This window comes from Mycolicibacterium sediminis, assembly GCF_010731735.1.
Classification (GTDB): Bacteria; Actinomycetota; Actinomycetes; order Mycobacteriales; family Mycobacteriaceae; genus Mycobacterium; species Mycobacterium sediminis.
On sequence record NZ_AP022588.1, the window covers coordinates 5,693,368 to 5,719,996 of the forward strand.

Sequence of the window (26,629 nt, forward strand, 5' to 3'; positions counted from 1 at the left end):
TCGGCGATAACTTATCAGCGTTAACCCGGACGATCAAGAGATCGCCGCTCGACGCTCGAGGCGCCGCGGGAACGTTCGCGCAGCGAGGGTCGGCGGCGAAGTCGTCCTCGTCGTCTCGACGCCCAACGGCCGGTTTGCTGATGCCGGGTGCCCCGATCGGCGAACCGCGCGCCTACCGTTGCCTCGTCGGCCCTTGGCCTCGAAGGACGGATCTTGCTGGCGGGTGATCGGCCATCGGACGAATGCGCCGCAGGGTCCTCGATCTACTCACCGGTAAGAAATTGCCACAGTTTTCTGAATCGTGACTCAAAGAACTCTTAATGGTGATGGTTACTGTCCAGTACATGTGGATCGACGACACCAGTGCCGATGTCATCAAGGTCGACTTCGACGCGCTGTACCACGGCGACGTCCTGGTCGAGGGTGACACCTCCGAGCAGTTCCCGGACCTCGCCGCAGCGGTCTGATCGACGCGGGTCCGCCCGCCCGATCGACCGTTCCGCCGCGCCCACCCCAGGTGGGTCGACAGCAGTGACGCGCCCGCGCGCGCAACGCTGGAGTCCCGTGGGGATCGCAAGCCGCCGACGTATGCGTCGGCGGCTTCGTGCGTTTCGCGGCAGGGCGAAGGCCGCGAACCTACTCGGCGGTAGGAAATGCCATGAAACTCAGAAGACGGGCTCAGAGTTCTCTCAATCCCCGTGGTTACTGTTCAGTACATGTGGATCGACGAGAGCAATGACAACGTCATCAAGGTCGACTTCGACGCGCTGTACCACGGCGACGTCCTCATCGAGGGTGACACCACCGACCAGTTCCCGGACCTCGCCTACGCCGTCTGAGCCGCCGCGTCGAGCACCGTCGACGCTTTGACCGAGGCGTCGCGAGCGCACTGAGACGCGAGCACGAACACCAAGAGCCGCCGATCCCCCCGGATCGGCGGCTCTGGTGCGTTCAGGGGTCAGACGGTCGCCGCGGCCGGGACCGACAACATGCCGCCGAGCCGTCCGCGAATGATCTCCTCGGCCTCGCCCACGATCCGCGAGATCAGCTCGTCGCACGTGGGGATGTCATCGATCAGACCCATCACGGTGCCGACCGTCCAGATGCCCGCGTCCAGGTCGCCGTCGTCGAAGACCTTGCGGCCGCGGACTCCGGCCACCAGATCCTTCACGTCCTCGAACTGACCGCCGCTGGCGAGGATCTCCACGACCTCGCGCGAGACGGTGTTGCTCGCGACCCGGGCGGTGTTGCGCAGGCTGCGGAAGATCAGCTCCGTCCCCCGCTCGTCCCCGGCCACGATCGCATCCTTGACGTTCTGATGGATGCACGACTCGACGGTGCACATGAAGCGCGTGCCCATGTTGATGCCGTCGGCACCCAGTGCCAGCGCCGCGACCAGGCCACGACTGTCGCCGAAGCCGCCCGACGCGATCATCGGGATCTCGATCTGCTTGGCAGCAGCCGGAATCAGGACCAGCCCGGGCACGTCGTCCTCACCGGGATGACCCGCGCATTCGAAGCCGTCGATGCTGATGCCGTCGACGCCCAGGCTCTGCGCCTTGACCCCGTGCCGCACCGACGTGCACTTGTGCAGCACCTTGATGCCGTGGTCGTGGAACATCGGCAGGTGCGGCGCCGGGTTCGACCCTGCGGTCTCGACGATCTTCACGCCCTCGTCGACGATCACCTGCCGGTACTCGTCGTACGGCGGCGGATTGATCGACGGCAGGATCGTCAGGTTCACCCCGAACGGCTTGTCGGTCAGCTCACGGGTCTTGGCGATCTCGCGTGCCAGATCCGCTGGAGTCGGCTGCGTCAGCGCGGTGATGAAACCCAAACCGCCCGCATTGGCCACGGCCGCAACCAGTTCCGCGCGACCCACCCATTGCATGCCGCCCTGGGCGATGGGGTGCTCGACCCCGAAGACCTCGGTGAACTTCGTCGTGATCGTCATCGAGGAGCCATCCGGATCGCGCCGTCCAGACGGATCACCTCGCCGTTGAGCATCGCGTTCTCCACGATGTGCACGGCGAGCGCGCCGTACTCGTCGGGATCGCCGAGGCGCGCGGGGTGCGGCACCTGCTGGCCCAGTGACCGTTGCGCCTCCTCGGGCAGCGAACCCAGCAGCGGCGTCTTGAACAGGCCCGGCGCGATGGTGCAGACGCGGATCAGGCTGCGCGACAGGTCACGCGCGATCGGGAGCGTCATGCCCACGACGCCACCCTTGGAGGCGGAGTAGGCGGCCTGGCCGATCTGGCCGTCGAACGCCGCGACGGATGCGGTGTTGACGATGACGCCGCGCTCCTCCCCGATCGGTTCGGTCTTCGCGATCCGTTCGGCCGCCAGCCGCAGCACGTTGAACGTGCCGATCAGGTTGACCTCGATGACCTTCGTGAACTTGGCGAGGGGAAAGGCGCCCTCCTTGCCGAGGGTCTTGATGGCGTTGCCGATGCCGGCGCAGTTGACGTTGATGCGCACCGGTCCGAGCGACTCGGCGAGGTCGAGTGCCTGCGTCACGGCGGCCTCGTCGGTCACGTCGGCGGCGGCGAACCGGACCCGCTCGCCCAGCTTGGCCAACTCGTCGCCCTCGCGCAGGTCGATCACGACCACGCTCGCCCCGGCGTCCAGCAGTCGCTTCGTCGTGGCCAGGCCCAGCCCGGACGCACCGCCCGTGACGACGGCCACGGCATCGTTGATCTGCACTGATCGTTCCTCTCTCCGGGTCGGCGCCAGTGCCGACCTACTGGTTGGTTGGGACTATACCCAGTCGCGCAGCACGGCCTCGTTGTCGGCACCGCTCGCGGGCGGCGGCGTCGGTGCATCGGGCCGGCTGCGCGAGAAGCGCGGCGCCGGGGCCGGCTCGAGGTTGTCGCCCGCGTCGGAGACGTCGTGGAAGAACGTGTTGCGCTCGGTGATGTGCGGCTCGGTTTCCACCTCGGCGAAGCTCAGCACCGGGGTGACGCAGGCGTCGGTGCCGTTGAACACCGCCGCCCAGTGGTCGCGGTCCTTCGCGGCGAACGCCGCGGTGAACGTCTCCTTCAGCTCCGGCCAGCGGCCGATGTCCTGCTGGTGGGGCAGCGTCGCGGGGTCCAGCTCGAGTCCTGCGAGGAGCTGCGCGTAGAACTGCGGCTCGATGGCGCCGACGGCGACGTACTTGCCGTCGGCCGTCTCGTAGGTGTCGTAGTACGGCGCTCCGGTGTCGAGCATGTTCGTGCCGCGCTCGTCGTTCCACATCCCGCTGGCCCGGAAGCCCCACATCATCTGCATCAGCACGCTCGAGCCGTCGATCATCGCCGCGTCGACCACCTGGCCCCTACCCGACGTTTGCCGCTCCCACAGCGCGGACAGGATGCCGACGAGCAGGAACATCGATCCGCCACCGAAGTCACCGGCGAGGTTCAGCGGCGGCACCGGCCGCTCACCCTTGCGGCCGACCGCGTGCAGCAGACCGTTCAGCGAGATGTAGTTGATGTCGTGCCCGGCCTGCAATGCCCGCGGGCCGTCCTGACCCCAGCCCGTCATGCGCCCGTAGACGAGACGTTCGTTGACCTTGGCGCAGTCCTCGGGACCCAGCCCCAGGCGCTCGGTGACGCCCGGCCGGAAGCCCTCGATCAGGACGTCCGCCTTCGAGATGAGCGTCAGCACCAGCTCGCGGCCCTCGTCGCTCTTGAGGTCCGCGGCGACCGAGCGACGGTTGCGCAGCATCGAGTCGCGGCTGCCGCCCGGGATTCCGCCACCCTTGTTCGGCCGTTCGATGCGTACGACGTCGGCGCCGAGGTCGCCCAGAATCATCGCCGCGTGTGGTCCGGGGCCGATACCGGCCAGCTCGACGACCCGTAATCCGTGCAGTGGTCCTGCCATTGCCCTGTCCTCCAGAAGTAGACCTAGTTGACCGCCGCCAAAGCCTACTTGTATAACCAAGTCAATCCGCTGCGGGCCTCAGGCTCGCCCCAACCGAGGCGAGGCACATGACCGCTACCGAGTCCTACACCGGAATCGACCATCTGACGGTGTCCATCGACGACGGGGTGCTTTCGCTGACCCTGAACCGACCGGACAGCCTGAACTCGCTGACTGCGGCCATGTTGCAGACCATGGGTGACGCGCTCGACCGTGCCGCGACCGATCCGGCCGTGCGGGTCGTTCGCCTCGGCGGCGCGGGACGTGGATTCAGTTCTGGCGCAGGCATCAGCGCGGAGGACCACGCCGATCCCAGCGCGAGCGGTGCGCCGGAGGACGTCCTCGCCGCCGCGAACCGCGTCGTGCGAGCGATGGTGGCGCTGCCCAAGCCGGTGGTCTCCGTGGTGCACGGACCGGCCGCCGGTGTCGGCGTCTCGCTGGCGATCGCCGCCGACGTCATCCTGGCCTCCGACAAGGCTTACTTCCTGTTGGCGTTCACCAAGATTGGCCTGATGCCCGACGGCGGCGCCTCGGCTCTGGTCGCCGCCTCGATCGGCCGCACGCGGGCGATGCGGATGGCACTGCTCGCCGAGCGGCTTTCGGCCGGCGACGCACTCGCGGCCGGGCTCGTCAGTGCGGTGTACCCCGCCGACGAACTCGACGCCGGGGTCGACGCCGTCCTCGCCACGCTGACGTCCGGGCCCGCGGTGGCGCTGCGCAAGACCAAGCAGGCGATCAACTCCGCGACGCTGACCGAACTCGAGGGAGCCTTCGACCGCGAGACCGAGGGGCAGCTGGAGTTGCTCGTCGCGCCGGACTTCCGCGAGGGCACCCGGGCATTCCAGCAGCGCCGCACCGCGACGTTCACCGATCACTAGGTTCGTCGAGATAGCGCCCAGCGCGGGAAAGTTCGAGTGGGCGTCGCCGTGACCGCTATCTCGACGTGCCCCGCTGCGGGACTAGGAGACGCCGAAGATCGGCGGTAGTGCGAGCACCATGACCAGACCCCAGAAGAAGTGGGTCAGCATGGGAGCGAGTATGCCGCCGGTCATTCGGCGTTCGTAGGCGCACACGAATCCCAGGATGAGGCCGGCGAATCCGAGCATCGGGTTGCCCGCCGCGGACACCGCGATGGCGTAGACGATCGTCGAGACCAGCATGGGCTTGTACCTGTGCGGCAACGCGCCGTACAGCGCGCCGCGGAAGAACATCTCCTCGGCGAGCCCGTTGATCAACGTGATGAACGTGACGAGCAGCAGCGGTCCGTACGTGGCGTACTCGAGCACCTGCACGATGTAGTCGCGCACCGGCGGGATCTCGCGGGTAACCAGTCCGCCAACGATGAACGCACCGCCGAGGGCGAGTCCGATGATCGTGCCCGTGATGATCGGCCGTCGACTCTTGCCGCGAAACTCGACGTGCCCCATGTGAACTGGGCCCGACAGCCGGGCTCCGAACGCCCACACCCCTGCCAGTGCAAGCGTCAACCAGTAGAACGACGAGTCCCCGGGCGTTCGTGTCAGCGAGAAGCCGAGCAACACCGCCCCGATGACGAGCACCACGACCACCACGATGCGGCGGCGCCGCACGGTGCCGGGGTTCTCGTCGTGCAGATCGGCCTTGGAGCTGACGATCGACCCGAATTCGCCGAAGACGTTCATGCGCTCTAGCTTCTCCCCGCGAGTCCGAGCAGGTGGTCGACACCGGTTCGGACCGCACCGGCGACGGGTCCGGGCACCGCGCCGATGAGGCCCAGTGCCGGACGAACGAAGTTGGGCGTCAACGCATTCGCCACGCGCCGCAGCCGAAGCGTGTCACCGCCCGCCCATTGCGGATCGGTGTCGGCGAGGTGGTGCACGTCGTCGAGGCCGTTGACCGGCCGTGCGCGCCGCCCACTCAGCGAGCGCTTGACGGCGTCCTCGGTGGTCAGCAGGCCACCGGGTGGATCCGGGACCAGGTCGCGGATCCCGAGCTTGCCGGCCTGCATCGGGTGGTCGAGCGACTGGACCAGGTCGGCCGCCAAACCGCCTGGGACGGGCAGGATCACGCCCGTCACCATCGAGACCAGCTTGGTGTCGATGCCACGCACGGGCAGCGGTGCGCGCCACTCCCCGGCGGTGCGGGAATACAGCATCAGCAGTTCGCCGTAGGTCAGGCTGTCTGCGCCCGTGATGTCGTACGAGCCCGCAGGGACCTGATCGCCGTCGGCGGCTGCGATCAGGTAGTACAGCACGTCGCGGATCGAGATCGGGTCGATGAGGTTCTCGGACCACTCCGGCATCGGGATGACGAGGAACCGGTCGCTGACGTAGCGGATCATCTCGAACGACGTCGAGCCGGCGCCGATGATGATCGCCGCACCGATCCACACGACGTCGGGACCGCCGTCGATGGTCAGGGCGTCGGCCACCTCGGCCCGGCTGGCGAGGTGCTCGGAGAGATTGCCGTCGCCGGGCACGAACCCGCCGAGGTAGACGATGCGGCGCACGCCCGCGGCCTTGGCGGCCTGGGCGACGTTCGCGGCGGCTTGGTTGTCCGCCTCGCGGAAGCCGGGCTGGCCGATCGCGTGCACCAGGTAGTAGACGACGTCGATCTGGCCCGCCACGCGAAACGCACTGGCGGTCGAGTCCACGTCGCCGGCGTCGAGGTAGACGGGGACGACGTCGCCCATCCAACCGAACCGGCCGAGCTTCTCGAGGTCTCGGCTTGCGACCACGACGTCGTGACCCTCACCGATCAGCTCGGTGACCAAGCGGGACCCGACATATCCGGTGGCACCCGTGACGAGCACTCGCATCCGATTCACGGTACGGCTGTACCCGGGTCGGCTCTCGGGGAATCAGGATGTGGTCGAACCCTCAGGACGGCCGTGCAGGTCGATGAGGTGCTGGTAGGCCGCGGCGTTGAGCCTGTTGTGGTCGACCTCGGCGTCACCGAGTTCGCGGCGCACCTTGCCCGGCACGCCGGCGACCAGCGACCGCGGCGGGATGACCGCGCCCTGCGGCACCACCGCGCCCGCCGCGATCAGCGAGCCCGCACCGATCACGGCACCGTTGAGTACGACGGCACCCATCCCGATCAGGCAGTCGTCCTCGACGGTGCAGCCGTGCAGCACCGCATTGTGGCCGATGCTGACGCCCGCGCCGATCCGCGCGGGGAAGCCGGGGTCGACGTGGATGGTCGCGCTGTCCTGCACGTTGCTGCCCGCGCCGATCTCGATGGGTTCGAACTCGGCACGCAGGGTGGCGCTGAACCAGACGCTCGCCCTCGCCGCGAGCGTGACGCGCCCGATGACCGCGGCATTGGGTGCGATCCAGGACTCGTCGTGCACCTGCGGGGAGTGACCGCCGACGGCGATGATCAGGGGTTCCGGCATGGCCGCCATCGTAGGCACGGGGCGTCCGCGCGGCGGAGAAGGGTCCGTCCGACGTGTGTCCCAGGTCACCGCGATTTGGCGGATGCCCTTGCACGTCACTTACCCTTTCCTGGGCGCCACGTCGGGGGATGAATATTGCCCAATTACTAGACGACGCGTCCAGACCACTGAGGAGCCGAACGTGAACACCCCCACCCGCAAGGCCATGGGAGTCGCGGCAGCAATCGCCGCCCTCTCGGTGTCACTGCCCATGGCAGTCACCGCACACGCAGAACCCACCACGACCGCCACGGTCAAGCCGCCGGCCGATCCGCAGGGCGACTGCGACCCGCTGCGCAAGGAGCTGTCCACCACGGGCACGACCCTCGCCCAGCTGGCCCCGAAGCCCGTCGGCCAGGTGATCGCCGCCATCCCGTCGCTGAGCACCTTCTCGTCCGCCATCTCGGGCGGGCTGAACCCCGAGGTCAACATCGTCCCCGTGCTGGAGAACGGCCCGTACGTGGTGTTCGCCCCCACGAACGACGCCTTCGCCAAGCTCGACCCGGCACAGCTCGAGGCGTTGCGGACGGATGCCGCCGCGCTCTCCAAGCTGGACTACTACCACGTCTTCCTCGGCCTGCTGAGCCCCGGCGACGTCGCCGGGCAGCGCCCGACGCAGCAGGGTGAAGAACTCAAGGTGACCGGCAAGGACGGCGACATCAAGGTCAACGACACCGCCAAGGTCATCTGCGGCGGCATCACCGCCGAGAACGCCCGCATCTACATCATCGACACGGTGCTGGACCCGGCCGCGCCGCCGGAGCCGATCACCCCGACCGGCACGTCGACGACCGCGACCACGACGACGACGGCCACCACCACCGCCCCGGCACCCGAGCCGGCGCCGGCAGGCTGACACACCACACAAGAGCGGCCCGGGACGTCATTGTCCCGGCCCGCTTTCGTGTCGGCCCCTAGAGGCCGAGGTCCTTGCCGATGATCTCCTTCATGATCTCGGTCGTACCGCCGTAGATGGTCTGGATGCGGACGTCGACGTAGTCGCGCGCCACCTTGTACTCGTTCATGTAGCCGTATCCGCCGTGCAGCTGGACGCACGCGTCGACGACCCGCTTGTTCAGCTCGGTGCACCACCACTTGGCCTTCGACGCCTGTACGGCCGTCAACTCGCCGTCCACCGCGGCACGCAGGCAGCGGTCCACGTACTGCTCGCCGATCTCGAGTTCGGTGTCCAGCTCGGCCATCACGAAGCGGCTGTTCTGGAAGCTCCCGATCGGCTTGCCGAACGCCTTGCGGTCCTTGACGTACTGCAGCGTGTCGTCGAACGTGGCGCGGGCGCCGGCGATGGCCGCGATGCCGATGGACAAGCGCTCGGACGGCAGGTTGGTCATCAGGTGGTAGAAACCCTTGCCCTCCTCGCCCAGCAGGTTGGCGCCCGGCACCCGCACGTTCTCGAAGTGCAGCTCGGCGGTGTCGGCGAAGTGCAGACCCATCTTGTCCAGCTTGCGACCGCGGGTGAACCCCGGCATGTCGCGCTCGACGACCAACAGCGAGAACCCCTTGTGGCCGGCGTCGGGGTTGGTGCGCGCCACCACGACGACGAGGTCGGAGTTGATGCCCGCGGAGATGAACGTCTTGGAGCCGTTGAGGATCCAGTCGTCACCGTCGCGCACCGCCGTGGTCTTGATGCCCGCCAGGTCACTACCCGCGCCGGGCTCGGTCATCGCGACGGCGCCGATCAGCTCACCGGTGATGTAGCCCGGCAGCCACCGCGCCTGCTGCTCCTCCGTGGCGAGGTTGGCGAAGTACGGCCCGACGATGTCGTTCTGCAGGCTCAGCCCCGGCGTGGCCGCGCCGTAGCGGGCGAACTCCTCGACGATGACCGCGTTGAACCGGAAGTCGTCGACGCCGCCGCCGCCGAACCTCTCCGGCAGGTTGAAGCCGATCAGGCCGTATTTGCCTGCGGCAACGTACGATTCGCGGTCGACGATGCGTTCGCTGTCCCACTTCTCGGCGTACGGCGCGCACTCCTTCTCCAGGAACTGCCGCGCTGTCTGCCGCAGCTGCTCGTGCTCTTCGTCGAAGACCAGTCTCTTCACGGTGCCCCTCTCCTACGTGGCTTTCCAGACCGGCGCGCGCTTCTCGGCGAAGGCCCGCGGTCCTTCCTTGGCGTCATCCGAGCGCAGCACGCCGCCCATCTCGCGCATGGTCCTGTTCCAGCCGTCGAGTTCGCCCGTGATCACGCCGTCGTCGACGCCACGGGCGACCCGCTTGCTCGCCCACACGGCCAGCGGCGCGTTGACCGTGATCCGTTCGGCGAGTGCCAGTGCGGCGTCGACCACGGTGCCATCGGGCACGACCTGGTTGATGAGGCCCCACCGCAATGCGTCGGCCGACGACATCGGCTCGCCGGTGAACATCAGCTCCATCGCCACCTTGCGCGGCAACTGGTCGACGATGCGGAACACCCCGCCGGCCGCGGCGATCAGACCGCGCTTCACCTCGGGCAGACCGAACGTCGTGCGTTCCTCGGCCACCACCAGGTCGCTGGCGAGCGCCAGTTCGGTGCCGCCACCCAATGCGGTGCCGTTGACGGCGGCGATGGTCGGCTTGTCGATGACGTGCTGCACGTAACCGGCGAATCCCCACTCCCCGTGCTCGGGGTGGTAGAGGTTCTCCCGGCGCGAGATCGCCTTGAGATCGGCACCGGCGCAGAAGGTCTGGCCCGCCCCGGTGATGACCACGGCGCGCACGTCGGGATCGTGCTGCGCCTTGTGCAGGGCGTCGCCGACCGCTATGCTCACCGACGCGTTGACCGCGTTGCGCGCCTCGGGCCGGTTGAGCGTGATGAGGAGGACGTTGCCCCGGCGCTCGGTGAGAGCGCCGGGTGCAGCCGTCTCGGTCCCCGCCGTCACAGCAGCTCGAGGATGGTGGCGTTGGCCTGTCCGCCGCCTTCGCACATGGTCTGCAGGCCGTACTGAATCCCGTTGTCGCGCATGTGGTACAGCATCGTCGTCATGATCCGGGCGCCCGAGCCACCGAGCGGGTGGCCGAGTGCGATCGCGCCGCCGTTGGGGTTCAGCTTCTTCTCGTCGGCGCCGATATCCTTGAGCCAGGCCAGCGGAACCGGGGCGAAGGCCTCGTTGACCTCGAACACGCCGATCTCGTCGAGGGACAGACCGGACCGCTTCAGCACCTTCTGCGTGGCGGGGATCGGCGCGGTCAGCATGATGACCGGGTCCGATCCGGCGAGCACCGCGGTGTGCACCTTTGCCAGCGGCTTGAGGCCCAGCTCCTTGGCCTTCTCCGCGGACATGAACAGCAGGGCCGCCGAGCCGTCGGAGATCTGAGAGGCGTTGCCGGCGTGGATGACACCGTCCTCCTTGAAGGCCGGCTTGATGGTCGCCATCTTCTCGATGGTGCCGCCGCGACGGATGCCCTCGTCCTTCAGCACGACGTTCCCGTCCTGATCCTTGATGCCGATGATCTGGTCGTCGAACGCACCGGCGTCCTGCGCGGCCGCGGCCTTCTCGTGCGAGCTCAGGGAGAACTGGTCGAGCGCGGTGCGGTCGAAGCCCCACTGCTCGGCGATCATCTCGGCGCCGGTGCCCTGGTTGGGGGTCTGGCTGTAGCGGCTGCGGAAGGCCTCCGGGTAGGGGTGTCCGCCGTTGGCGAGCGAGGCGCCCATCGGGGTGCGCGACATCGACTCGACACCGCCGGCGACCACCACGTCGTAGTGACCCGCCACCACGCCCGCGGCGGCGAAGTGCACCGACTGCTGGCTCGAGCCGCACTGCCGGTCGACGGTCACGCCGGGAACGCTTTCGGGCCAACCCGCGGCGAGGACCGCGGTGCGGGCGATGTCGAGGGCCTGCTCGCCGGCCTGCATGACGCAGCCCCAGATGACGTCGTCGACCAGTGCCGGATCGACTCCCGCACGCTGGACGAGGCCGTTGAGGACCTGCGCGGAGAGTTCACCCGGGTGCACGCCGGACAGACCGCCGTTGCGCTTCCCGACGGGCGATCGGACGGCCTCGACGATGACGGCTTCAGCCATGGGACTTCTCCTTCGACGTGGGTGTCGGCGCTCGCGCGCCTGAGTTGAATCCTCACCGAAGGTAAAGGAGTAGGTTTACTAGGTCAACCTACTGGTTGGTGGAAGCGCGCGGCCGGTCGGCGTTCGGCCCACATGTTCTACTGAGTTCACCATCTGGCCGCCGGCCGGAGCAGTCCCCGAGGAGGCCCGCGTGGCACGCAACACACCGCTGGCACCCATGATGGGCGCGGACGCCGTCGCCTCACTCGGCGGCGCTCCCATCCGCTCTCCCAAGACCGCCGAACTGGTCGCGGGCACGCTGCGCCGCATGGTCGTCGACGGCCAACTCACCGACGGTGACTTCCTGCCCAACGAGGCCGAGCTGATGACGCACTTCGGCGTCAGCAGGCCGACGCTGCGCGAGGCGGTGCGCGTCCTGGAGTCCGAGCGACTGGTCGAGGTGCGCCGCGGCTCCCGCACCGGTGCCCGGGTCCGCGTACCGGGCCCGGAGATCGTGGCCCGTCCCGCCGGGCTGCTGCTGGAGCTGTCCGGGGCGACGATCGCCGACGTCCTGGTGGCACGGTCGGGCATCGAGCCCATCGCCGTGCGACTCCTCGCCGACGCCGCCACGCCCGAGGCGCTCGCCGAACTCGAGACGATGCTGACCGAGCACATCCCGGCGGGCTGGCAGTCGGGTCGGCTGGCGGAGGCCACCGGCGACTTCCACCTCCGCATGGTCGAGATGTCGGGCAACGCGACGCTGACGATCATCGCCGGCATGCTGCAGGAGATCACGGTGCGGCACACCGCGTTCGCCATCAAGGAGCACCGCGAGGTGTCGAAGGCCGACTACGACAAGCTGATCCGGTCCTACCGTCGCCTGCTCGTGCTACTGCGGGCCGGTGACGGTGCGGCGGCCGAGGCGCACTGGCGTAAGCACCTCGACACCGCACGCGGTCTGCTGCTGGAGGGCTTCGAGTCGGTCAAGGTCCGCGACGTCATGCAGTGACGGACTTCGACCACGTCACCTGAACCGGCACGGTGTCGTCCCAGGGCTGACGCGTCACCATGTCGGCGACGTTGACGTACCCGCGTTCGAACTCCCCCGTCGCGGCATCGACGAGGCGGTACTCCTGCCGCTGCCGGTGGATCGGCTGCGCGTCGAGCAGCAGGACCCGCACCTCGCCGGGCTCGAAGTGGCACCGTGCCTGCAGCGCGGCGATGAGCTGCTCGTTGTGCATGTGGCCGTCACCGAAGTTCCAGCCGATGGCCGTCGAGCAGATCCGTTCCCCGTCGGTCAGCACGTAGTCCGCCTCGTCGCGGCCCGCCATCGCGCGGTGGGCGAGCGTGAACATGGCGCGGCCGTGAGTGTTGAACGCGCGGAAGGCGTACCCCATGTAGAGGTACATCTCCGCGGTCTCCTTGCTGCCGTAGAACTTCTCCATCTGCGCCGCCGGCATGGCGGCGATCGCGACGATGCCGTTCGTGATCTTCTCGGCGGCCGACGGCGTGACGCACCACAGCGTGGTGTCCCAGTTGCCCGCGTAATAGCGCATGCCGGGCAGGAACGACACCTTGCGCGGGAACAGGTTGCCGATCGCGACGGTGCCCGCGACGGCGACGAACAGCACGATCGGCCACGGGCTCTGCAGGTCGGCCAACCCGATGTCGGAGTGCCCGACGAACAGCGCCAGCACGGCGAACATCATGAAGACGTTCCACTCCAGCGGCACGCCCATCGGGATGGCCGAGAGGATGCCGAAGTGGAATATCAGCATCACGACCGCCGCGATCGCCGTCACCCAGCCGCCGTGGCTGAAGAACAGCACCAGCGGCACCAAACCCTCGATGGCCGTGCTGAAATGGGCCAGCCCTCGGGAGAGGCGACCGGGACGCAGGTCGTCGGGGAACCGCTCGAAGAACCTGCGCTTGATCCAGCGTGGCCGGATCACCGGGTTGTTGCTCATCATCGTGGAGATGACGAACGGGAAGTGCTTGTTCAGCTTGGAGGTGGCGGCGCCGATCCAGATGACCAGGCAGACCAGCTTCGCGGCGATGATCATGTCGACGCCGCTGAACAGGAATGCCACGACGAACGAGCCGTAGACCTCGCCGCGGGCCGCCAGGAAGATGACCTTGTCGCGCAGGCCCGCCACGGCCAGCAGGCCCAGCACGGCCCAGATCTGCCAGGCCGGCAGTACACCGACGTCGGTGCCCAGCTCGGGGATCGGCCCGGTGCCGTCGGAGAACAGTGCGATCACCAGGACGATCAGCAGCGCGGCGTACAGCAGCGCGTCGACGGGCGTGCGCGCGTCACCGTTCGTCAGGGGCACCCGGCCCGGCCACGGTGGCAGCCGAATGGTGCTGGGCCGCAACCAGTACAGCGCCGATCCGAGCGGCGGGAAGAAGCGGTTGTTCAACGGCCCGAACCCGCAGCCGAGGCCGACGACCTCGAACAGCATCGTGAACAGCACGACCTTCTGGAAGACGATGGGCTCGTCGTACCAGCCGGCGACGTTCGTGAACCCGTCGATTCCCGACGTCGTCAGCGCCAGCAGCCACGCCGTCACCACGTAGAGCAGGATCTTCACGACGTAGAACAGGTGCAGCACCACCGGGGTTCCGAAGCCGACCTCGGCCCAGTGCCGGGCCATGGGCTTGATCTTCTCGGCGCGGGTTCCCGTGCTCCAGACGTCGTAGTCGACGACGGGCACGTCCTGTTTCAGAAATCCCATGCCGGCAAGACTAGAACGTGTTCTAGATCCGCCGGGTCACTTTCTCCCGCGAGCGAGGTTTCGGTCAGGACGCGGGGGCCGGGGGGCGGAAGAAGATCACCAGCTGGCCGATGCCGCCCGCGAGTCCCAGCACGACGGCGATCAGCAGGCCCCACCAGCCGTGCAGGAAGGCGTAGACACCCGAGGTGCCGAACAGCAGGTAGTCGAGGCTGAGCCTGCCCGCACCGATGCCGGCGATCGCCACCGCGGCGACGGCGAGGATCAGGTTGTACTCCCAGCCCTCCTTGACGATGAAGAAGCCGTTCTTGCGGTGCACGGTCCACGCCGCGACCAGCATCAGCGCGACGAACCCGGCAGCGGGCACGGGTGTCAGCAGCCCCAGCGCCAGCCCGAGGCCCGCGGTCAGCTCGGTGCTCGCGGCGACGCGGGCGTGGAACAGCCCGGGCTTCATCCCGATGCTGTCGAACCATCCGGCGGTGCCGGGTATGCCGCCGCCACCGAAGAACTTGTTGTAACCGTGCGCGGCCATCGTCAGACCGAGCACCAGACGCAACACCAGCAGGGCGAAATCAGAGGCTTCCACGCAACAGAATGTAGAACATCCGTAACGCGGACGCGCGGTTCCCATCGACCGTGGGGCTCGAGTACGCAAAACCGGCCTCATGGCGTGCACAACCCCCACGCTCGACGGATGCCGCCGCAGCAATGCCGCGACGTGTCCCGCCAGCGCGTCAACACGTGATGACGCGTCCCAGCGGACCACCGGTCCGTGCGCCGCCCGCAGGCGTCGACCGTGGGGCTCGTTTCCGCAAATCCGGCAAAGGGCGTGCACGACGCCCACACTCGGCGGAACGGACACCACGCGTGCGAGATGCCCGATCCGCATACACCCCGCGCCGTAGACTCCAGCATCGTGAGTCCGACCGCGTCCTCGCTGAAGACGGGCCCCAAACTGACCGCCAAGGGGCAGGCCACCCGGCAGCGCATCATCGACGGCGCCGCCGCGGAGATCCGGACCAACGGCGCGCTGGCGACCACGCTCGAAGACGTCATGGCCCGCACGGCCACGTCCAAGAGCCAGCTGTTCCACTACTTCCCCGCGGGCAAGGATCAGCTGCTGCTCGCGGTCGCCGAACAGGAGGCCGAGCGCGTCCTGAGCGATCAGCAACCGCACCTGAGCCGACTGGTGTCGTGGGCGGCGTGGCAGCGCTGGCGCGACGTCGTCGTCGAGCGCTATCGCAGACAGGGCCAGCAGTGTCCGCTGTCGACGGTCATGTCGGAGATCGGCCGCACGCCCGGAGCACGAGCCGTCACCTCGACGCTGATCACCCGGTGGCGCCTCGAGATCGAGGTGGGGATCCGCGCGATGCAGGAGCAGGGCAAGATCGACGCGGACGTCGAACCGGTGCGCGCCGCCGCGGCACTGCTCGCTGGCATCCAGGGAGGCGTGTCGGTGATGCTGAGCACCGGCGACCTCAGCTACCTGGAAGCCGCACTCGACGTCGGCATCGCGGCACTGCGCCGTCAGTAACCGTCGAGAGCAGCCTCGAGGCGCGCCACGTACGCGTCGACGTCATCGACGGCCGACTGCGCGGCGTGCACACTGATCGACACCGTGTCCCCGATGCCGGATACGCAGTGCGTCAGCCCCATCATCGGCGACAGACCGGGGAACGCCGCGAGCAGGACGACGGGTCGGCCGCCCAGCGAGTAGTCCGCGGCGCCACCGTTGACGCTGGAGACGACCGTGTTCCCGGTGACCGCGTCCACCCGAACGTCGGGATCGAACTGGGCTGCGCCCCAGCGCATCAACGGCGCAGGCGTCGCGGCGAACGCCATCGCCTCGGCCACCATCGCGGGATGGGCGGCGCGCTCGCGCCGGGCCGCTATGTCGGCGGTCAGCAGGTCGGCGCGGTCCGCACGGGCAGCGTCCGGGTGCAGACCGATGCCGGCGCTACCGAAGTGGTTGTAGGCCCGTCGCGGCCCGGCCTTGGCGATCATCAGCTCCGCGCCGAGGGCCGACGGGTCCTCACCCGAAGCGCCGAGGTGGCCGGCCAGCGCCTCCGAGATCGCCGACAGTGCCCCGACCGTCACGGTGGGCCGAGCGAGTTCGGCGCGCGACCGCACGACCATCCGCAGCCGCCGCGCCCCGGCGGGTCGCGCGTTGGTCCGCAGCACGGGGCGCAGCGGTGCGGGCGGCGGCACGCGGCCGGACTCGGTGTCGGCGACGAGCCGGCGGTGGGCACGTGCAGCCCGGACACCGAGCAGCGGTAGCCGGGCCGGACCGACGCGCCAGGGCGTCACCTCGGGCAGCACCGCGTGCCTACCGAAGGCGACGGCCGCCGTCAGCGACGTCCGGCCACCGCCGCCGAGCGCATGCGAGATCTGCAGCACCGCAATCGTTCCGAGACCGGTAGCACCCGGCATGCCGTCCACTGCGGGGAAGACGTGCAGCCGCCACGCGGTCACGGTCGCGTCCAGCTGGTCGGCGATCAACGGGACGACGGCATCGAGGCAGCTGCGCCAGGTGTGGTCGGCCGGCTCGTGCACGACGGTCTGCCGGGCGGTCACCGATGTGGGTTCCCACGCGGGGAAGCGCAACCCACCCGCGTCGCCGACCCGCGTCGCCAACTCCGTACACGCCGCGGCCCGCGCCCGGACCTCGGCGAGCGCGGCGTCGAGGTCGTCGGGGACCCCGTCGAAGCCGAACAGCAGGAACGTGTCGTTGGGGATCTTCGCGGACAGCCAGTGCACCTGCGCATCGAACGGCGTCAGTCTCGGCACGGCCACCCGCCAAGGTTAGGCTGCCGACATGCTTCCAACGGCGAGTGGCAACGGTGCGGTCCTGGTCACGGGTGCGTCGTCGGGAATCGGCGACGAACTGGCCCGCGACTTCGTCCGGCGTGGCCGACGGGTGATCCTGGTGGCGCGTCGTGCCGACAAACTGGAGGCGCTGGCCACTGAACTGGGCGACGCCGCCCACGTGCTCGCCGCCGACCTCGCGAACGCGGAGGACCGTGCCGCGCTGCCCGACCGGGTGGCCGACCTCGGCCTGGTCGTCGACGTTCTGGTGAACAACGCCGGGTTGAGCACCAGCGGCCCGGTCGCCGAGTCCGATCCCGACGCCGAACTCAACCTCGTCGAGGTGGACGTCTGCGCGGTGGTGGATCTGTGCAGCCGCTTCGTGCCGGGCATGGTGAGCCGCGGCCGCGGCGCCGTGCTCAACGTCGCGTCGGTGGGCGCGTTCGGGCCGCTGCCCGGCCAGGCCGCCTACGGCGCGGCGAAGGCGTTCGTCCTCTCCTACACCCAGGCGCTCGGTCAGGAACTCAAGGGCACCGGCGTCGCCGCGGCAACGTTGTGCCCGGGCCCGGTCAAGACGGGATTCGGTGCAGCGGCCGGTATCTCGGACGCCGACGCCGAGGCATCGCTGCCGAAGGTCATGTGGGTGGACGCCGACGAGGTGGCCCGAACCGCGATCGACGGGCTGGCCGCGGGCAGGTCGGTGATCGTGCCCGGCGTGTTCAACCGCATCGGCGCCGCCGCGTACAAGGTGCTCCCCCGCCGGCTGCTGCTGCCCGTCCTGGCGAGCAGCCACCCGGCGCTGAAGAAGCGCTAGGCCCCGACGAACGCGGCGATCAGACGGCTGACCGCGTCCGGACGGTCGAGCTGCATGAAGTGCCCTGCGCCGTCCACGGTTTCGACCCGGCTCCCCTCGGGAAGCACGCGTTCCACCCACCGGGAGTAGGCGGCGGACGCGCACCCGTCGTCGGTCCCGTGCAGGTAGAGCGTCGGCACCGTCGGAGGCCGCAGCCAATGCCGGTGCGCCTCGGCGTACCGCTCCGGCGGTGCGGACCCGCGCATCGTCTGACGGTAATAGGTAAGTGCCGCACGCCAATTCGCCGGCGCGCCGATCGCCGCCCGCACGTGGGCGACGTCCTCGCGGGCGTCGTAGCCGGGTGACCACTGCCGCCACAGGCGGGGGATCATCCACGACGCCGACCGGTCGGACAGCCACGGCACCTGGTTGTAGGCGATGTACCAGCTGCGCAGCAACTGTCGCGGGATCTGGGCCAAGAGTCCGGTGGCATCGGGCACCTTGCCGCGGAACGCCGCCGCGGGGGGCACGGACATGATGACGGCCTTGACGAACGGCGAGTCCGGCATCGCCGCCAGACCCGCACCGGCCATGGCGCCCCAGTCGTGACCGATCAGGACGTCCCGGTCGGTGCCGCCGACCGCCTCGCGGACCCGCAGGGCATCGGTCATCAGCGCGCCGATGTGGTAGCTGCCGTCCGCGGCGATCGAGGACGGCGCGTAGCCGCGCATGAACGGCGCGACGACGCGGAACCCCGAGTCGACCAGGGCGGGAGCGACCTTGCGCCAGCCGTGCGCCGTGTCGGGGAACCCGTGCAGGCAGAGCGCGACCGGGCCGTCGGACGGCCCCCACGTCAGGGCCTTGAGGCTCACGTCGGGTGTGGGGACGTCGATGAGGCGAGGTTCGGTCATCGCGTCACACCGGCTCGAACGAGGAGATGAGCCACTTCCCGCCGGACTTCTCGAGGGTCACCCGAACGCTGGACGCGGTGTTGGTGGGCGCGTCGCCGCCCACGACGACGGTCTGGTTGACGAACACCAGCGCCACCGCGTGATCCGGGTCGGCCGACACGGAGGCGGCATCGGGGACCGTCGCCACCGCGGAGATCTGCTTCTCCCTGGCGCCGGGGATCACGGTCTCGCTGATCAGCGACGAGTACGACTCCTGGAAGGCGCCCGTCAGCCGGTTCCTGGCGTCGTCGAGCTGCTGCTCCACCTTGTCGGGCGTGTACGACAGCATGGCGACCGTGATGTCCCTGGCCGCCTGCACCGATTCGGTGCGCGCCTGGTCGTCGATGCGCACCGAATTGTCGACGTACTTCAGGTAGCCCGCTGCCACCGCGAGCACCAGCAGCAGGCCGGGCAGGATCCCCTGGGCAGCGATCCGTGCCCAATCCAGCCGTCCCGCTTCGGGTTCCGCAGTGACGGCATCGGCTTCGGTGTCGGTGTCGTCGACCTCGACGGCCGTGCTCTCGGGCTCGTCGCCGGTCGTCGGCAAGTCCTTCTCCGTCTGGTCCTTTTCGGTCACTGCACGAACTCCACGTTGGACACCTTCGCGTCGTCACCGGCCTTCTCCACCGAGATCTTCATCCGCCACGCGCGCGGCTGCTGCTCGGGTTGCCCCTCGATCGCCGTGGTGACGGTGATCGCGACGAGGACCTTGGCGCGGGTGTCGGACTCCTCGATCACGCCCGCTTCGGTGACGGTGCCGACGGACTTCGACTTGACCTGCTGGACCACCTGCGCGAACGGTTGCGACCGCCGTTGGAAGTCGTCGTAGAACTGTCCGGTGGCCTTGTCCAGGATGCGCTGCACGTCCTGATCGGCCTGGGTGAAGTCGATGGTGGTCAGGTCGAGTGCGCCTTGGCGTCCTGCCTCGAGGAAGAGTTGACGCTGCGCGTCGGCCCGGTGGGACTCGTAGGCGCGGAACCCGAGCCAGGCCGTCAGACCGCCGAGCGCCACCACCAGGACGAGGCCGACGACGAGCGCCAGCCGCACGTGCGACAGCGGTGCGCGACCCGAGGTCACCGGTTCGTCGGTGTCGGTGGCCGGCTCTGCGGGGGCCACCGGTTCGGCAGTGGCCGGCTCGCCCTCCGTGTCGCTCGCCTCCGGGGTGGGGTCGGCAGCGTCGTCTGCCATGTCAGCTCCTCTGGCGCGTGGTCGTTCGATCCAACGTAACCGGTCGTCGGATGACCGTCGGCGACCACGTCCGGGAACGGCACCGTACCCCGAGCGGCGAGGCACCCGGGGGGCTCAGAGGTTCGCGACCGCCGCCTCGAGGTCGGCGACGACGATCTTGCGCATGCCGAGCATCGCGGCGCTGGCCGCCGCCGCTCGCGCCGGGTCGTCGTCCTCGATGAGGTCGTAGAGGCGGGTGGGGACGATCTGCCAGGCGAGGCCGTACCGGTCCGAGAGCCAGCCGCACTGTGACTCCCGTCCGCCCTCGACGAGCGCGGACCAGTAGTAGTCGACCTCCTCCTGGTCGGCACACAGCACCTCGAACGACACGGCCTCGGTGAACGGGAATTGCGGGCCGCCGTCGATGCCGATGAACCGCGTCCCGTCGAGCCGGAACGTCACGTAGGCGACGTCACCGGGCTTCCCGGGACCGGCGTCGGTGAACCGCTCCACGGTCTCGACGGACGAGTTGGGGAAGATCGACACGTAGAACTCGGCGGCCTCCACGGCCACGCCGTCGAACCAGAGCGATGGGGTGATGTTGGGCATGCCGTTGTGACCGACCCCGCGCGCGAAACTCATCGCCTCACGGCCGGGTTACCGTCCGCGACGATGCGTCGTCTGGGTAGCGTGCGCGCATGGGCTTGGCGAGAGGGTGTCCGTGACTGACTCGACCGTGATGAAGACCGTGACGTTCCGTGGCGTCGACGACCTCAGCCTGGTGGCCGACGAGTGGAACCGCGACGCGTCGTCCGCGCGGGACCGCCCGACGATCCTCATGCTGCACGGCGGTGGGCAGAACCGGTTCTCCTGGAAGAACACCGGTCAGATCCTGGCCGACGCCGGCTATCACGTCGTCGCGCTGGACAGCCGGGGGCACGGCGACAGTGATCGCTCGCCGACGGCCACCTACACCGTCGAGGCGCTGTGCGAGGACACCCTGCAGGTGCTCTACCAGATCGGACGGCCGGTGGTGCTGGTCGGCGCCAGCATGGGCGGGCTCACCGGCATCGCCGCCGCGCACGAGGCGGGGCCCGAGCTGGTCTCGAAGCTGGTCCTCGTCGACGTCGTGCCGCGTTTCGAGAAGGACGGCAGCGCCCGCATCCGGGACTTCATGTTCAGCAGCATCGACGGCTTCGCCTCGCTCGAGGAGGCCGCCGACGCCGTCGCCGCCTACCTCCCCCACCGGGACAAGCCGCGCAACGTCGACGGGCTGACGAAGAACCTTCGCCAACGCGACGGCCGCTGGTACTGGCACTGGGATCCGGCGTTCCTGACGAAGCCCGAGGACGACCCGTTCGTCCGCGTCGACAAACTCGAGCAGGCGGCGATCAGCCTGGAGATCCCCATCCTGCTGATCCGCGGAAAGCTGTCGGACGTCGTGAGCACCGAGGGCGTCGAGGACTTCCTCGCGAAGGTGCCGCGCGCCGAGTTCGTCGAACTGTCCGACGCCGGGCACACCGCGGCGGGCGACGACAACGATGCCTTCACCGACGTCGTCGTCCGGTTCGTCGCGTCGTGACCGCGGGTTTCAACTTCCTCGAGCAGCCCGAACTCCCCGCGCCCCGGGTGAGCGAGGCCCAGGCCGAGGACCTCCTGGCCACGCACTACGGTCTCTCCGCGCGAGCCGAGTCCCTCGGCAGCCAGCAAGACAAGAACTTCCTGGCGCATGGCGTGGACGGCGCCGTACTCGGCGTGCTGAAGATCGCGAATCCCGCGTTCACGGTCGTCGAACTCGAGGCGCAGGACGCCGCCGCGGAGGTGATCGCAGCGGCCGAGCCCGACCTGCGGGTGGCGGTGCCCGTCCGCAACGGTGCCGGCGAGCGCGGCACGACGGTGAGCGGCCTCCTCGATCGACCCGCCCACTTCCGGCTGCTGCCGTACCTCGACGGCGGCACCCTGGTCGACGCCGGATACCTGTCACCCCGGGTCGTCTCGGGCATGGGTGCGCTCGCGGGACGGGTGAGTCGCGCGCTGCGAGACTTCGCCCACCCGGGCCTGGACCGGGCGTTGCAGTGGGACCTGCGCTACGGCGCCGACGTGGTGTCGACGCTGGCGACCCACGTCGCGGACGAGCCGCTGCGCGAACGCCTCACCCGGGCCGCGGCGGACGCCGGTGCCCGCATCGCCGAGTTGGCCGACCAACTGCCCTGCCAGGCAGTGCATCTCGACCTCACCGATGCGAACGTCGTCGCTTCCCCCGGCATGGGACACCCCGACGGGATCATCGACTTCGGCGACCTGTCCGACACGTGGGCGGTGTCCGAACTCGCCGTGACCCTGTCGTCGGTCCTGGGGCACCCGGGTACCTCGCCGACGTCGATCATCCCCGGCGTCACGGCCTTCCACGCCATCCGCCCGCTCACTCCGGCCGAGGCCGACGCGCTGTGGCCGCTGCTCGTCCTGCGCACGGCCGTACTGATCACCAGCGGCGCGCAGCAGGCGGTCCTCGACCCCGACAACGACTACGTCACCGACCAGTCCGGCGCCGAACGGCGGATGTTCGAGGAGGCGACCTCCGTACCGATCGAGGTGATGACGGGCGTCATCCGCGACGCCCTGGGGCTCGCCGAGCCGCCGCGTCCGCTGACGGGCGCGCCGCTGATCGCCGGGCTGGACACGGCCGCGGTGGCCGTGGTGGACCTGTCGACCACGTCCGATTCCTTCGACGGCGCCTTCGTGCCCGGCGGGTGGCTGCCGCTGCGCGTGGAGGACGAGTTCGCCAGGGCCGCAGTGCGAGACGGTGCAGCCCTCGCCGTCACCAGGTTCGGGCAACCGCGGCTGACGCGCGCACCGGCGCTGAGCCAGAGCAGTCCGGCGGTCGTGCCGACGGGCATCGCGCTGTGGGCGGCGGACGACGCGACGATCACGGCGCCGTGGCCCGGCGAGGTGGAGCAGGTACCAGGTGGCCTCGTCCTGCGGACCGCCGACGTCGAGGTCTCGGTGGCGGGCGTCGCGGTCACCGCGACGGGTGCCGTGGCGGTCGGTGCCGCGCTCGCCACTGCGACCGGCGGGCACTGGTTCGCCGTCGCCGCCAAGCCCGCGGCGGCCCCTCCCGCCCCCGCGTTCACGACGACGGAACTGGCTCCGGGGTGGCTGGCGCTCGCGCACGATCCCGCTCCCCTGCTCGGTCTCGCCGCCGCCGAGCCCGCTCCGACCCGAGAGTTGTTGGCGCGGCGCGACGAGAGCTTCGCCGCGGTGCAGGAGCACTACTACGCCGACCCGCCGCAGATCGAGCGTGGCTGGCGGAACTACCTGATGTCCACGCGTGGCCGCGTCTACCTCGACATGGTCAACAACGTGGCGGTTCTCGGTCACGCCCACCCGCGGATCGCCGACGCCGCGAGCCGGCAGCTGCGACGGCTGAACACCAACTCGCGGTTCAACTACGAGGCGGTCGTCGAATACTCCGAGCGCGTGGCCGCGACGCTGCCCGACTCACTCGACACGGTGTTCCTCGTCAACTCCGGTTCGGAGGCAAGCGATCTCGCGATCCGCCTGGCCACCGCCGCAACCGGACGGCGCGACGTCGTCGCGATGCGGGAGGCCTATCACGGCTGGACGTACGGCACCGACGCGGTGTCGACCTCGACCGCCGACAACCCCAACGCCCTGACCACCCGTCCCGACTGGGTGCACACGGTGGAGTCGCCCAACAGCTTTCGCGGCAAGTACCGCGGCGCGGACATCGGCGCCTACGCGGTCGACGCGGTGCGCCAGATCCAGGAACTCGTCGCCGACGGCAGGCCGCCGGCCGGATTCATCTGCGAGTCGGTGTACGGCAACGCGGGCGGCATGACGCTGCCCGACGGCTACCTGGCCGACGTGTACGCGGCGGTGCGGGCCGCGGGCGGCCTCGCCATCGCCGACGAGGTGCAGGTCGGGTTCGGCCGGCTCGGTCACTGGTTCTGGGGCTTCCACCAGCAGGGCGTCGTCCCCGACATCGTGTCCGTGGCGAAGTCGACGGGCAACGGCTACCCGCTGGGTGCGGTGATCACCAGCCGTGCGGTGGCCGACGCGTTCGCCGCCGAGGGCTATTTCTTCTCGTCCACCGGAGGCAGCCCGCTGTCGTGTGCCATCGGGCTGACGGTGCTCGACGTGCTCGCCGACGAGGACCTGCAGGGCAACGCCCTACGGGTCGGAGGGCACCTCAAGGAGCGACTGGTGGCCCTGGGCGATCGGCATCCGATCATCGGGACCGTGCACGGCACCGGCCTCTACCTCGGCGTCGAGATGGTCCGCGATCGCGACACCCTGGCCCCGGCGCCGGAGGAGACCGCCGCGATCTGCGACCGCATGCTCGACCTCGGCGTCGTCATCCAGCCCACCGGCGACCACCAGAACATCCTGAAGACCAAGCCGCCGTTGTGCATCGATCTCGCGGGCGCGGACTTCTACGTCGACACCCTCGACCGCGTCCTCACCGAGGGCTGGTAGGCGGGACTTCCCGCGAGCGTGCGTGTCTGCGGGCGACACGCCGGTCCAGGACCTGAGTCAGCGCACGCTCGCGGTTCGCGCGCCTCAGTCAGCGCCTCCGGCCTCGGCCAACCGCTGATGCAGCCTGGCCCGAATGTCGTCGGGTGTGTACGACTTCCGCTTGCGCTGGTCGCGTGCCACGAGCACGCCACCGGCGACCACACCGGCGACACCGGCCATGCCAACCCACTTCCAGATGCCTCGCATGGACGAATTCTGCCTAAGCTGCGCCTGTGAAAGCGAACACGGTGACGTTGGAGCGCGCGCTGGCCGAGACGCGGACGGGTGACGTCTGGCTGTTCCGCGGGGACTCCGGCCCCGACCGGGCCATCCAGACGCTGACCAACGCGCCGGTCAACCACGTAGGCATGACGGTGGCGATCGACGACCTTCCGCCGCTGATCTGGCACGCCGAACTCGGCGCGAAGCTGCTCGACGTCTGGACGGGTACGCATCATCGCGGCGTGCAGCTGAACGACGCCAAGCAGGCGGTCGAGCAGTGGCTGCTGGTGTACGGCCAGCGGTGCTGGTTGCGGCAGCTGACGCCGTATGCGACACGGGAGCAGGAGGACGAGATGCTGCGCGTCGTCGCCCGCATGGACGGGACGGCGTTCCCCACCACCGCCCGCCTGACCGGGCGGTGGATGCGAGGCAGGCTCCCCGTCGTCAGCGACTTCACGCGCGGACTCCCGTTCGTACACCGCATGGTTCGCCAGTCGGCCGAACGGAAGAAGGACGCGCAGCGCAAGGCCGGGCTCGAGACGGCGTACTGCGCCGAGACCGTCGCCATCACCTACGAGGAGATGGGCCTGCTCGCCACCGAGAAGCACCACAACTGGTTCGACCCGGGCAAGTTCTGGAGCGGCGACGACCTGCCGCTGGCTCCCGGCTACCGGCTGGGCGAGGAAATCGCCGTCACCCTCTGAGCCGCGCCGGGAATGCGCATCGGCACGTATGCGTTGTCACGCATGGTTCGGTTCGTCGATGTCATCCCCGAGGTCGACGGACCGGACCACTTTCGTCGGGACCGGCTCACAACCGCGCGAAGCAGGGGTCCGCGTCCTCCTTCGGGATCGACGCGTCCTGACTGGAGAACGTTCCGACGACACCGGCTCCGGTGACCTCGACGCTGTCGGCGTGGATGCCCAGCGGGTAGTTGTCGTTCAGCTTCTTGGTGAGGTCGTTCAACGCCGACTGCACGGTGTCCTTGCCGAGCGGCCCCCGCACGTCGAGGACCTCGAGGTCGAGGTTGCCGTCCTTCACGACGGGTTTGGCGGTGACGCCGTTGTCGTTGCCCGCGTCCATCACGATCGTGCCTGCCGACGGATCGGTGCGGACGTCGGTGATCAGGTTCCCCACGCCGGGCAGGTTGGCGGCGACGGTGTCCTTGATGCCCGCCGACTTCCAGGTGAGCACCGCAGTGAGGGATCCGATGGTGCCCTTGGAGTCCGCCGTCTCCTGCAGACGCACGTCCTCGAGGGTCACGTCGGCGGTCATGCCGTCGGCGCTCTGGACGCGATCGCCGGCCGTCACCACAGAGATGTTCGTGTAGTGGCCGGTGAGGTGCTGCCACAGAAACGGCGGGTTCACGCCGAACGAGATCGTGGCGCCGTCCTCGACGACGCACTGCGCCACGTCGACGAGGATGCCGTCCGCGCGGTGCCGGGCATAGAGTTCGCCGCCCGCGAGACCGCCGGCGAGCACCGCCACCACGATGATCGCGAGCAGGATCGTCGTCTGCCGGGTGAAGAACGTGCCCTTGCGCGGCTTCGGTGCGACGTCGACGCCCTCGGTCGAGGACGCCGGCTCCAGCGGCTCACCCCCGTCGGACGGTCGGGGCGTGCCGGCGATCGGCCTCGCCTCCGGCATCGGCGGGCGAGGAGGTGGCGCGCCCGGCGGCGGTGGGCGCCGGATCTCCCGAGTCGGTGAGGCATCGGCCGGTGATTGCGGCTGCGGAATCTTCTCGGTGCGCGCCGGGTCGACGGGCTTGCGAGGAGCGCGGATCTGCTCGGTCCGCGGCTCGGGCGGGCGAGGTTGCGGCGGACGCGGCCGTGGCGGCTGCGGCTGGCGTGGTGGCAGCGGCTGGCGCGGCGGTGGTTGCGGCGGACGTGGCGGTTGTGGAGGACGACCCGGCTGCGGCGGACGAGGCCCACGCGGCGGTTGCGCCTCCGGCGGACGCGGCGGCTGCGGCGGACGGGGTCCACGCGGTGGCGGCGGAGTGCGTCGACCGCGCCAGTCAGGCTCTCCCGGGGGTCGTGGCGGCGTGGTCACCCTCGCGATTGTGCCCCATCACGGACTCGTGCCGGGTCAGCCACGGGGCCCACCGATCGGCGGGAA

General features: G+C 69.5%; 28 protein-coding genes. 10 read left to right on the forward strand and 18 right to left on the reverse strand.

Translation table 11 applies throughout. From position 1 onward, the window contains the following. Positions 1–344: 344 nt before the first annotated feature. Positions 345–467: a hypothetical protein gene (locus G6N64_RS30550; RefSeq protein WP_090363461.1), complete on the forward strand. Its 123-nt coding sequence runs from the start codon at positions 345–347 to the stop codon at positions 465–467. A gap of 249 nt (positions 468–716) precedes the next feature. Continuing rightward, complete coding sequence (locus G6N64_RS30555; protein WP_264002210.1) at positions 717–839, forward strand: hypothetical protein; 123 nt, start codon at positions 717–719, stop codon at positions 837–839. Between the two features lie 119 nt (positions 840–958). On the opposite strand, the gene G6N64_RS27050 is transcribed toward G6N64_RS30555, so the two are convergent. The 3 genes from G6N64_RS27050 to G6N64_RS27060 are packed head-to-tail and all read right to left on the reverse strand — an operon-like array spanning position 959 to position 3,861. Continuing rightward, the gene (locus tag G6N64_RS27050) at positions 959–1,954 is read right to left on the reverse strand and encodes an NAD(P)H-dependent flavin oxidoreductase (protein ID WP_163800863.1); all 996 of its coding nucleotides are present in this window, start codon (positions 1,952–1,954) and stop codon (positions 959–961) included. Further along, a complete protein-coding gene (locus G6N64_RS27055; RefSeq protein ID WP_163800864.1) occupies positions 1,951–2,703 on the reverse strand; it encodes a 3-hydroxyacyl-CoA dehydrogenase in 753 nt (250 codons plus the stop codon). The genes G6N64_RS27050 and G6N64_RS27055 overlap by 4 nt, the downstream gene beginning before the upstream one ends. Before the next feature lie 54 nt (positions 2,704–2,757). Further along, complete coding sequence (locus tag G6N64_RS27060; RefSeq protein WP_163800865.1) at positions 2,758–3,861, reverse strand: CaiB/BaiF CoA transferase family protein; 1,104 nt, start codon at positions 3,859–3,861, stop codon at positions 2,758–2,760. A gap of 107 nt (positions 3,862–3,968) precedes the next feature. Between G6N64_RS27060 and G6N64_RS27065 the strand changes: the two genes are divergently transcribed. Continuing rightward, entirely contained in the window at positions 3,969–4,778 is an 810-nt protein-coding gene (locus G6N64_RS27065; protein ID WP_163800866.1) for an enoyl-CoA hydratase, read from the forward strand. 81 nt (positions 4,779–4,859) lie between these two features. On the opposite strand, the gene G6N64_RS27070 is transcribed toward G6N64_RS27065, so the two are convergent. Genes G6N64_RS27070 through G6N64_RS27080 form a run of 3 tightly spaced genes read right to left on the reverse strand, consistent with a single transcriptional unit; the run spans position 4,860 to position 7,276 of the window. Then, the gene (locus G6N64_RS27070) at positions 4,860–5,561 is read right to left on the reverse strand and encodes a CPBP family intramembrane glutamic endopeptidase (protein WP_163800867.1); all 702 of its coding nucleotides are present in this window, start codon (positions 5,559–5,561) and stop codon (positions 4,860–4,862) included. 5 nt (positions 5,562–5,566) lie between these two features. Beyond that, the gene (locus G6N64_RS27075; protein ID WP_163800868.1) at positions 5,567–6,706 is read right to left on the reverse strand and encodes an NAD(P)H-binding protein; all 1,140 of its coding nucleotides are present in this window, start codon (positions 6,704–6,706) and stop codon (positions 5,567–5,569) included. A 33-nt stretch (positions 6,707–6,739) separates the two neighbouring features. Beyond that, positions 6,740–7,276, reverse strand: a complete 537-nt coding sequence (locus G6N64_RS27080) for a gamma carbonic anhydrase family protein (RefSeq protein ID WP_163800869.1) — start codon at positions 7,274–7,276, stop codon at positions 6,740–6,742. A gap of 181 nt (positions 7,277–7,457) precedes the next feature. Here G6N64_RS27080 and G6N64_RS27085 point away from each other — a divergent pair, with 181 nt between their 5' ends. Next, the gene (locus tag G6N64_RS27085) at positions 7,458–8,171 is read left to right on the forward strand and encodes a fasciclin domain-containing protein (RefSeq protein ID WP_163800870.1); all 714 of its coding nucleotides are present in this window, start codon (positions 7,458–7,460) and stop codon (positions 8,169–8,171) included. Positions 8,172–8,229: 58 nt separating this feature from the next. On the opposite strand, the gene G6N64_RS27090 is transcribed toward G6N64_RS27085, so the two are convergent. Genes G6N64_RS27090 through G6N64_RS27100 form a run of 3 tightly spaced genes read right to left on the reverse strand, consistent with a single transcriptional unit; the run spans position 8,230 to position 11,330 of the window. Continuing rightward, positions 8,230–9,372 carry an acyl-CoA dehydrogenase family protein gene (locus G6N64_RS27090; protein ID WP_163800871.1) on the reverse strand — a complete coding sequence of 381 codons (1,143 nt, stop codon included), beginning with the start codon at positions 9,370–9,372 and terminating at the stop codon, positions 8,230–8,232. A 12-nt stretch (positions 9,373–9,384) separates the two neighbouring features. Continuing rightward, positions 9,385–10,188 carry a crotonase/enoyl-CoA hydratase family protein gene (locus G6N64_RS27095; RefSeq protein WP_163800872.1) on the reverse strand — a complete coding sequence of 268 codons (804 nt, stop codon included), beginning with the start codon at positions 10,186–10,188 and terminating at the stop codon, positions 9,385–9,387. After that, positions 10,185–11,330 (reverse strand): thiolase family protein, encoded by a 1,146-nt coding sequence (locus G6N64_RS27100; protein ID WP_163800873.1) that lies wholly within the window; start codon positions 11,328–11,330, stop codon positions 10,185–10,187. The genes G6N64_RS27095 and G6N64_RS27100 overlap by 4 nt, the downstream gene beginning before the upstream one ends. 190 nt (positions 11,331–11,520) lie before the next feature. Between G6N64_RS27100 and G6N64_RS27105 the strand changes: the two genes are divergently transcribed. Continuing rightward, on the forward strand, positions 11,521–12,318 hold the full coding sequence (locus G6N64_RS27105; protein WP_163800874.1) for a FadR/GntR family transcriptional regulator: 798 nt from the start codon (positions 11,521–11,523) through the stop codon (positions 12,316–12,318). Here the strand turns inward: G6N64_RS27105 and G6N64_RS27110 are convergent. Next, the gene (locus tag G6N64_RS27110) at positions 12,308–14,044 is read right to left on the reverse strand and encodes a DUF3556 domain-containing protein (protein WP_163800875.1); all 1,737 of its coding nucleotides are present in this window, start codon (positions 14,042–14,044) and stop codon (positions 12,308–12,310) included. The genes G6N64_RS27105 and G6N64_RS27110 overlap by 11 nt on opposite strands. Positions 14,045–14,108: 64 nt before the next feature. Then, positions 14,109–14,627: a DoxX family membrane protein gene (locus G6N64_RS27115; RefSeq protein ID WP_264002207.1), complete on the reverse strand. Its 519-nt coding sequence runs from the start codon at positions 14,625–14,627 to the stop codon at positions 14,109–14,111. Between the two features lie 330 nt (positions 14,628–14,957). Here G6N64_RS27115 and G6N64_RS27120 point away from each other — a divergent pair, with 330 nt between their 5' ends. Then, complete coding sequence (locus G6N64_RS27120) at positions 14,958–15,575, forward strand: TetR/AcrR family transcriptional regulator (protein ID WP_246230822.1); 618 nt, start codon at positions 14,958–14,960, stop codon at positions 15,573–15,575. Here the strand turns inward: G6N64_RS27120 and G6N64_RS27125 are convergent. Then, a complete protein-coding gene (locus G6N64_RS27125) occupies positions 15,569–16,834 on the reverse strand; it encodes a WS/DGAT domain-containing protein (protein ID WP_163800878.1) in 1,266 nt (421 codons plus the stop codon). The genes G6N64_RS27120 and G6N64_RS27125 overlap by 7 nt on opposite strands. 22 nt (positions 16,835–16,856) lie before the next feature. On the opposite strand from G6N64_RS27125, the gene G6N64_RS27130 reads away from it, so the two are divergent. After that, the gene (locus G6N64_RS27130) at positions 16,857–17,660 is read left to right on the forward strand and encodes an SDR family NAD(P)-dependent oxidoreductase (protein WP_163800879.1); all 804 of its coding nucleotides are present in this window, start codon (positions 16,857–16,859) and stop codon (positions 17,658–17,660) included. On the opposite strand, the gene G6N64_RS27135 is transcribed toward G6N64_RS27130, so the two are convergent. The 4 genes from G6N64_RS27135 to G6N64_RS27150 all read right to left on the reverse strand — a co-directional run bounded on the left by G6N64_RS27135 (position 17,657) and on the right by G6N64_RS27150 (position 20,365). Beyond that, a complete protein-coding gene (locus G6N64_RS27135; RefSeq protein ID WP_163800880.1) occupies positions 17,657–18,550 on the reverse strand; it encodes an alpha/beta fold hydrolase in 894 nt (297 codons plus the stop codon). The genes G6N64_RS27130 and G6N64_RS27135 overlap by 4 nt on opposite strands. Positions 18,551–18,554: 4 nt before the next feature. Further along, positions 18,555–19,166 (reverse strand): hypothetical protein, encoded by a 612-nt coding sequence (locus G6N64_RS27140; RefSeq protein WP_163800881.1) that lies wholly within the window; start codon positions 19,164–19,166, stop codon positions 18,555–18,557. Beyond that, the gene (locus G6N64_RS27145; RefSeq protein ID WP_163800882.1) at positions 19,163–19,777 is read right to left on the reverse strand and encodes an Rv1363c family protein; all 615 of its coding nucleotides are present in this window, start codon (positions 19,775–19,777) and stop codon (positions 19,163–19,165) included. The genes G6N64_RS27140 and G6N64_RS27145 overlap by 4 nt, the downstream gene beginning before the upstream one ends. A gap of 114 nt (positions 19,778–19,891) precedes the next feature. Further along, entirely contained in the window at positions 19,892–20,365 is a 474-nt protein-coding gene (locus tag G6N64_RS27150; RefSeq protein ID WP_163802151.1) for a VOC family protein, read from the reverse strand. A 130-nt stretch (positions 20,366–20,495) separates the two neighbouring features. Here G6N64_RS27150 and G6N64_RS27155 point away from each other — a divergent pair, with 130 nt between their 5' ends. Next, positions 20,496–21,338: an alpha/beta fold hydrolase gene (locus G6N64_RS27155; protein WP_163802152.1), complete on the forward strand. Its 843-nt coding sequence runs from the start codon at positions 20,496–20,498 to the stop codon at positions 21,336–21,338. Beyond that, the gene (locus G6N64_RS27160) at positions 21,335–24,253 is read left to right on the forward strand and encodes an aminotransferase (RefSeq protein ID WP_163800883.1); all 2,919 of its coding nucleotides are present in this window, start codon (positions 21,335–21,337) and stop codon (positions 24,251–24,253) included. Before G6N64_RS27155 ends, G6N64_RS27160 begins: the two co-directional genes overlap by 4 nt. A gap of 84 nt (positions 24,254–24,337) precedes the next feature. Here the strand turns inward: G6N64_RS27160 and G6N64_RS29990 are convergent, their stop codons facing one another. After that, positions 24,338–24,499 (reverse strand): hypothetical protein, encoded by a 162-nt coding sequence (locus G6N64_RS29990; RefSeq protein WP_174266891.1) that lies wholly within the window; start codon positions 24,497–24,499, stop codon positions 24,338–24,340. Between the two features lie 41 nt (positions 24,500–24,540). Between G6N64_RS29990 and G6N64_RS27165 the strand changes: the two genes are divergently transcribed. Then, the gene (locus G6N64_RS27165) at positions 24,541–25,218 is read left to right on the forward strand and encodes a guanylate cyclase (protein WP_174267010.1); all 678 of its coding nucleotides are present in this window, start codon (positions 24,541–24,543) and stop codon (positions 25,216–25,218) included. A gap of 106 nt (positions 25,219–25,324) precedes the next feature. On the opposite strand, the gene G6N64_RS27170 is transcribed toward G6N64_RS27165, so the two are convergent. Next, positions 25,325–26,161 (reverse strand): LmeA family phospholipid-binding protein, encoded by an 837-nt coding sequence (locus tag G6N64_RS27170; protein WP_308206580.1) that lies wholly within the window; start codon positions 26,159–26,161, stop codon positions 25,325–25,327. Positions 26,162–26,629: the final 468 nt, after the last annotated feature.